The organism is Pseudoalteromonas sp. GW168-MNA-CIBAN-0100 (genome assembly GCF_040309225.1).
Lineage (GTDB): Bacteria > Pseudomonadota > Gammaproteobacteria > Enterobacterales > Alteromonadaceae > Pseudoalteromonas > Pseudoalteromonas arctica.
Genome location: NZ_JBEOOL010000030.1, coordinates 45538 through 53364, shown reverse-complemented (window position 1 = coordinate 53364; position 7827 = coordinate 45538). Strand labels below are relative to the sequence as shown.

6 protein-coding genes are annotated in these 7827 nt (G+C 41.1%); all 6 read right to left on the bottom strand.

The window, feature by feature from the left end; translation table 11 throughout:
- Nucleotides 1–178: 178 nt before the first annotated feature.
- Nucleotides 179–2263, bottom strand: a complete 2085-nt coding sequence (gene fusA, locus AAEY62_RS16535) for an elongation factor G (RefSeq protein ID WP_010554859.1) — start codon at nucleotides 2261–2263, stop codon at nucleotides 179–181.
- A 206-nt stretch (nucleotides 2264–2469) separates the two neighbouring features.
- Entirely contained in the window at nucleotides 2470–3195 is a 726-nt protein-coding gene (locus AAEY62_RS16530; protein WP_024589479.1) for a response regulator, read from the bottom strand.
- 14 nt (nucleotides 3196–3209) lie between these two features.
- Nucleotides 3210–4832: an ATP-binding protein gene (locus AAEY62_RS16525; RefSeq protein WP_350635403.1), complete on the bottom strand. Its 1623-nt coding sequence runs from the start codon at nucleotides 4830–4832 to the stop codon at nucleotides 3210–3212.
- 11 nt (nucleotides 4833–4843) lie between these two features.
- On the bottom strand, nucleotides 4844–6364 hold the full coding sequence (locus AAEY62_RS16520; protein WP_024609383.1) for a tripartite tricarboxylate transporter permease: 1521 nt from the start codon (nucleotides 6362–6364) through the stop codon (nucleotides 4844–4846).
- 3 nt (nucleotides 6365–6367) lie between these two features.
- Entirely contained in the window at nucleotides 6368–6835 is a 468-nt protein-coding gene (locus AAEY62_RS16515; RefSeq protein WP_008136528.1) for a tripartite tricarboxylate transporter TctB family protein, read from the bottom strand.
- A gap of 13 nt (nucleotides 6836–6848) precedes the next feature.
- Nucleotides 6849–7820, bottom strand: coding sequence for a Bug family tripartite tricarboxylate transporter substrate binding protein (locus tag AAEY62_RS16510; protein ID WP_008136527.1), 972 nt, complete (start codon nucleotides 7818–7820; stop codon nucleotides 6849–6851).
- Nucleotides 7821–7827 lie beyond the last annotated feature (7 nt).

Genomic DNA, 7827 nt, shown 5'->3' with positions numbered 1-7827 from the left:
CGCCTGCAAAATTGATGCAGGATCACTTGGCGGCTAAAGCCGCCTAAACGTTATGCACTTCAGATTTGAATCCGCGTAATAAAAAGTAGTTATAAACAACTAAAAAAAATAAAACCAAATTATAGGCAATAAAAAACCCGCAACATGTGCGGGTTTTTTTAAAGAGTTAAAGAGCTAATTACTTAGCAGCTTTTTTCTCTTTTTCTGCAGCGATTACTGTATCAGCAACGTTTTGCGGACATGCAGCGTAGTGTGAGAACTCCATAGAGAACTGACCACGACCAGATGTCATTGTACGTAGTGTACCGATGTAACCGAACATTTCTGATAACGGTACGTCAGCTTTAATACGGCTGCCTGTTAAACCAGCTTCTTGGTCTTTCATCATACCACGACGACGGTTAAGGTCACCGATTACGTCACCAACGTGATCTTCTGGAGTGAACACGTCAACATTCATGATTGGCTCAAGAAGTTGTGCGCCCGCTTTAGGGATCGATTGACGGAAAGCGCCTTTAGCAGCGATTTCGAACGCGATTGCAGATGAATCCACGGCATGGAAACCACCGTCGAAAAGTTCAATTTCAACGTCAAGTACAGGGAAGCCAGCTAGAACACCAGTACCCATCATTGACTTGAAGCCTTTCTCAACTGCAGGCCAGAATTCTTTAGGTACGTTACCACCAACAACTGATGATTTAAACGTGAAACCTGAAGCAACTTCGCCTGGCTTGATGCGGTAGTCGATTTTACCGAACTGACCAGAACCACCAGATTGTTTCTTATGCGTGTAGCTATCTTCAATTTCTTTAGTGATAGTTTCACGGTAAGCAACTTGTGGTTGACCAACAATAAGGTCTACGCCGTAAGTACGCTTAAGAATATCTACTTTGATATCTAAGTGAAGCTCACCCATACCTTTAAGGATAGTCTCGCCTGAATCTTCATCAGTCTCAACTTGGAAAGATGGATCTTCTGCAACCATTTTACCGATAGCAACACCCATTTTCTCATTACCGCCTTTATCTTTAGGCTGTACAGCAATCGAGATTACTGGAGTTGGGAATACCATTGGCTCAAGTGTTACTGGGTGCTTAGGATCACATAGAGTGTGACCAGTTTGCACGTTTTTCATACCTACGATAGCAATGATGTCACCAGCTTGTGCGCTAGTTAATTCGTTACGATCATCTGCTTGCATCTCAACCATACGGCCAACACGCTCAGTTTTACCAGTAAACGAGTTAAGGATAGTGTCACCCTTGTTTAGTTTACCTGAGTAAATACGTACGAATGTTAATGCACCAAAACGGTCATCCATTATTTTGAATGCTAACGCTTTGAAAGGTTCGTCAGTAGATACTACTGCGAACTCGCCATTTTCGTTACCTTCTTCATCCATAAGAGGTTGAGGATCAACTTCTGTAGGACATGGTAAGTAATCAACAACAGCGTCAAGAATAAGCTGCATACCTTTGTTCTTAAACGCAGAACCACAGTATGTTGGGAAGAAAGCAAGGTCACGAGTACCTTTACGGATACAACGTTTGATGTCTTCTAAAGAAGGTGCTTCACCTTCCATGTAAGCTTCAAGTAGTGCATCGTCTTGCTCAAGGGCAGTTTCAACAAGCATTTCATAATACTCGTCAGTTTTATCTACCATGTCTGCAGGAATGTCTGTGATTTCGTAGTTTTCAGGAAGACCAGTGTCATCCCAAACGTATGCTTTTTTAGTTAAAACATCTACAACACCAACAAACTCATCTTCAATACCAATTGGTAAAGTCATGATTAGTGGAGTTGCGCCAAGTACTTTACGTACTTGCTCAGTTACACGGTAAAAATCAGCACCCATACGGTCTAATTTATTTACGAAGATAATACGTGCAACTTCTGAATCATTAGCATAACGCCAGTTAGTTTCTGATTGTGGTTCAACACCACCAGAACCACAGAACACACCGATGCCGCCATCTAGTACTTTAAGTGAACGGTAAACTTCAACTGTGAAGTCAACGTGTCCAGGAGTATCGATAACGTTAAAGCGGTGATCTTTCCAGAAACAGCTTACAGCCGCAGACTGAATAGTAATACCGCGCTCAGCTTCTTGTTCCATGAAGTCAGTAGTAGATTCACCATCATGAACCTCACCAGTTTTATGGATTTGACCAGTAAGCTTTAGGATACGCTCAGTAGTCGTGGTCTTACCCGCATCAACGTGCGCGAAAATACCAATGTTTCTGTACTTCGATAAATCTGCCATTAATTTTGCTCTTAATAAAGTCGATAAATTATTCCGCAGGAGTATAACATCACTTAAAGCGAACATCACCATACAAGCCGCTTAAAATGCAATCAATTCAACATATTTTTTTTATCGTCAGTATCTATTAAATATCAAACATAACAAAAAAAACGTAAGGCACTGAAATAAATAGCATTTAATATTTTAGCATCAGGTACACAAAGTTACTTCGCTATTTTATAGCAACGTTCAGGGCGGCCAATACTGCCATAACTTTGATCCGCTGTTAACTTACCTGATTCAAGCAAATACTCCAAGTAACGGCGTGCTGTAGAGCGACTAACACCAACCAAATCGCCCATTTGCTGAGCGGTAAATGCAGTGGTTGCGTGCTCTACAAAAGCATCATGTATTTTTTGCAGGGTAAGTTGATCGACCCCTTTTGGTAAACGAACAGACGTGTTGGTTTGCTGCTTTGAACCAAATAACGTATCAACCATTGACTGCGTTACTTCACTTGCATCAGAAAAACATTGTTGACGTGATTCAAAACGTGCAAGTGCTTGATCAAGTCGGTTTAACATTAATGGTTTTACTAAAAAGTCGCATGCACCTAACTGCATTGCTTTTTCAAGGGTTTCGACCTCTTTTGCAGCAGTGAGCAGCATAACTTCACTTTTAATCGTTCGACGTCGTAAGTCGGTCAATAAATCAAGTCCGTTACCATCAGGTAAATGTATATCGAGTAAAATCAAATCGGGTTCAATTGCATGCAGTAAGGCTGTTGCCGTGCTTAAATTACCTGCAATGCCCACTACCTGATACTGTGCTTGCCTTAAACTTTGCTTTGGCGTTTGACTACCTGCGACACCATTTGGTAATAACAAGTACTGCGCTAATAGCTGTGCTACCTCTACTTCGTCTTCAATTATTACTACTGAATACGTCATGTTTAATGCTCTTATTATTTTGGAATGTAAACACTTAGTCTTGCACCAAGTAGGCCTGACTCACCAATTTCTAACGTGCCACCGCATGAGTCTAAATTTGTTTTTACTAAATATAAACCAATACCATGCTCTGCTCCTGATTTAGAGCTGTACTGAGGGGTAAAAATAACATCATGGTCAGAACCTAACCCAAAGCCTGTATCTTCTACATCAAATAAGAGAGTTTGGCTGGTTTCATCAACGGTTACCCGTACTTTTGCAGAGCGAGAGTTCGATGACCTAATAGCAGCCTCAATCGCATTATCTATAAGGTTACCTAAAATAGATACAACTCGCTCGAGCATATCTTTACGTGCAATAACACCAGGTAGGCTGTCGGGGTTAAGCTCAAGCGCAACATTTAATTCTCTTGCTTTATGATATTTACCCACCAACAAACCAGCAAGCACAGGGTCTTGTATGCGCTCTAACAAGTTATGAATTTGTGCCTGAGAGCCCTGGCTTTCTTGCCCTATTATTTCTATAGCTTGTTCGTTTTTGCCCATTTGCACTAACGCACCAATTAAGTTGAGCTTATTAGAATAGTCATGAGTTTGTACCCTTAAAAGCTCTGCAAAAGCCTGAACTTTAGTAAGTTGTTGGCTTAAATACTCAAGTTCATCAGAGGGGCGCATACTCAGTAAAATACCATCCGCCTGCCCTTGCACTTGCAAAGAAAATCTCGATAATATAAGGCGTTTATCGGCGGCAAATAATTCAAAACCCACTATTTTACGTCGCTGATTACGCAATAAAAATTCTGCATGTTCAGGTAATAAATCGTTTAAGGTGAGGTTCTGATTAATAATTGAAGTTGGTTTATCTAATATTTCGCAGGCGCGTTGATTGAGTTTTCGTACTTTTCCGTCCGGGTCGAGTGCAATAATACCGCTGCGTACCGTATTTAAAATTGCATCTTGTTCTGAAAACAAACGTGCAATTTCATCTGGCTGCAGGCCAAAAATAGCATTTCTGACACGCTGTCCAATATAAATAGCCGCCAGTATACTTAAACCTACAAGTATTAAGCCCCATATTAAAATTTCACTACTGCGAGAGAGAATAAGCGGATCGATTGATTGTACTAAAAAACCAACCGATACAACGCCTACTATTTCATTATTACCTGCGTACACCGGCACTTTGCCACGAATTGATTCACCTAAGCTACCATGGGCCACCGAAATATAGCGTTCTCCTTTTAATGCAGCTTGGCTATCGCCTCCGACCATTTTTTTGCCAATTTTATCTTCATCTGGATGCACAATACGAAGCGCATTTTCATCGCCAACAACAATAAAATCAGCACCTACAAGCTGTCGTAAATCTTCAATTTGCATGTTAATAGCGGTTAAGTCACTAGGTATTTTCAGTGTATTAATTACATCAGCACGTGTGGCAATACTGCTTGCCACAGCTAATGCTTTATCACCAATATGGTTATGTAAGCTTTGCGCTGTAAGTTGATACACCAACGCGCCAAATAATAAAGCCTGCAATACACACAATCCTGTTACCCAAATAATTAATCGTGTTTCTAATCGCTTAGGTTTTGTGACCATGTTTTGCAATGGATTTAGCTTGTTGGTGTTTTTCATTTCATTCTCAATTATGCATTTGCTTTGTCTGCACGGCGTTGCATTAAATAATCTTTTAACGGAAACAACAGCACTAAAATTGAAATTATAAATATGCTCAATGTTAGCGGACGATCCCATAAAAAGCTTAATGAGCCATCAGAAATCATCATTGAACGACGGAAGTTTCGCTCAATCATATCCCCTAATATAAAACCTAATAATAATGGTGCCATAGGAAACGACAGTAATCGCAATACTAGCGCAACCACCGCAAATCCTACCATCATAAATAAGTCGAAGGTATTGAAGGACACTAAGTAAACGCCAATTAAGCTAAAGAACAATATCATCACGGTGAGTACCGACTTAGGCATTGCTAATACTTTTGCAAAGTAAGGAATCAGCGGCAAATTTAAAATAAGCAGCACAATATTACCAAAGTACATACTTACAATAACCGCCCAAAATACACTTGGGTTTTCTTGCATAAGCATTGGACCTGGTTGAATGCCGTAAGCAATCAAAGCACCTAGCATAATTGCCGTAGTACCTGAGCCCGGAATACCAAGCGTTAACAGTGGAACAAACGATCCTGTACACGCCGCATTATTTGCCGACTCTGGTGCAGCTAAACCACGTAATGAGCCTTTACCAAACTTTTCTTTTAAACCTTTTGGCGCTAAATTTCGCTCTGTTGCATAAGCCATAAAGCTCGCAATAGTTGCACCAGCACCCGGTAACACTCCTACTATAAAACCTAAAATAGACGAGCGACCAATCACTGGTGCTATCTCTTTAATCTCGGCTTTGCTTAACTTGGTTGAACCTATTTGCGGTGTGTCTGAGTCATTAATGTTTTTAGCATCTTTTTTCTCTGGTTTTACAACATTTACAAGCGCCTCGGCTAATGCAAATGTTGCCATAGCAACCAGTAAAAAGCTTATTCCATCGAGTAAATCAGGTTGCCCGAAGGTAAATCGGTCAGTCCCTGATGATGGATCAATTCCAACCGTTGCTAGCATCAAGCCAAACACAGTCATCATCATTGCTTTTAAAAATTGCCCTTTATTTGAAAATGCTGCAATAGCTGTTAAGCCTAAAAACATCAACACAACATAATCAGGGGATTGAAAACTCAATGACACTTTTGCTAATAAAGGTGCAGCTACCATTAATAATATGGCGCCAATCGTTCCGCCTATAAAGGAGGAATAAGCAGCAATTGCCAATGCTTTACCTGCGTGCCCTTGTTTAGCAAGCGGGTAGCCATCAAAGGAGGAAGCTACCGTACCCGCCACGCCAGGCGCATTAATTAAAATAGATGACGTAGAGCCACCAAAAATAGCGCCGTAATAAACACCCGCCATTAAAATCATGCCCGAATCGGCGCCAATGCTGTAAGTAATTGGGATCATCAAGGCAATTGCGGTAATTGGCCCCAATCCTGGTAACATACCTATAAAAGTACCTACCAAGCAGCCAGCTATAACGTACATTAAATTATTAAAGTCGAGCACGGTCGACAAACCAAGCATAATTCCATCAAACATAACTTAACTCCACAAATCGCCCGGAACCAAGTAAATACCTAATACTTGAGTCATCAAAAACCAAAAAACCACCGCAACCGGTATCGATGCAAATAGCAAAATTCCCTTACGTCTTTCGCCCATCACAAAAAAGCCCGCAAGCAAAAACGCACTAGTAGAAATTAAAAAACCAATTGGCTCCAGTGCCGCGCTATAAATTACCATTAATATTAATAAACCAAAGGTGCGCAGTACGTGTGACTTTTCAAGAACATCATCAGTATTAGTTTTCTCTCTTGGTTTAAGCAATGTTGAACCAATAGAAAGTAAGCACACCACAATACCAAACCCGGCATATACTTTAGGAAGTGTCGCTGAGGTAACCGTTTCGTATTCTTCAAACGGTAGTAGCGGAATTTGCCATGCAACCACAGCGTATAAAGTAAATAGCGCCAAGAATAAACTTGGCCCTATTAATTCTCGATTCGTCATTTTAAAACCTCGATTACGGCAATGTGCGGATAAAGCCAAGCTCTTCCATTACAGCTCTAAGCTGCACTTCTTGTGCTTCTAGTGACTTAATAAACTCATCTTTTTCTTGAAAAAGATTTAGCCAACCGTTACGAGCTCGTACAGCTTCCCACTCAGGTGTACTTTGCAACTCACGTAGTTTTTTTGTGTACTGTGCTAACTTTTCAGCGGGTAAATTAGGCGCAGCAAAAAGACCACGCCAATTAACAAATTCCATATCGTAACCTAGTGACTTAAGTGTGGGTATTTTTGGGTAATCAGGTAAGGGCTCACCCGATGTAACCGCTAAAATACGTGCTTGACCACCGTTAGCTACTTCAAGCGCTTCACTTAAGCCAGTAGAAAGTAAATTCACTTCGCCTGAAAGCAACCCAGCCTTAGCTTTACCGCCTGCATCGTAAGGAATATAACGTAGGCGTCGACCATCTATACCCGCAGCTTTAACTGCTTGAGCCGCCACTAAGTGATCCATACTGCCGCGAGCAGAACCGCCCGCTACTTTTACCGAACTTGGATCTTCTTTTATTGATTTAATAACATCCTCCCAAGTTTTAAATGGAGAATCGTTACGCACTACAAACGCGCCATAATCTGCAATCATACTGGCTACAGGTGTTAAATCGCGATAGCTATAAGGAATTCGGCCACTTAACGCGCGCAATACGATAGGCGTTGAGTTAACCATTAAAATATCGCCCTTTTTAGTGCCCGACTCAATTAAATACGCAATAGCACGACCGCCTCCACCACCAGACATATTTTGAAAAGATGCATTATTTTCAATGCCTGACTTAACTAAACCTTCGCCTATACCACGGGCTGTTGTATCCCAACCACCACCAGGTCCGCCAGGGATTAAAAAGTGAGTGTCGGCCATTGCCATTGGGCTGCTAAGTACTAACGATGCTGCAAGTATGGTCGTTTGTAATGATTTAAATAATTTCATTGTGTGT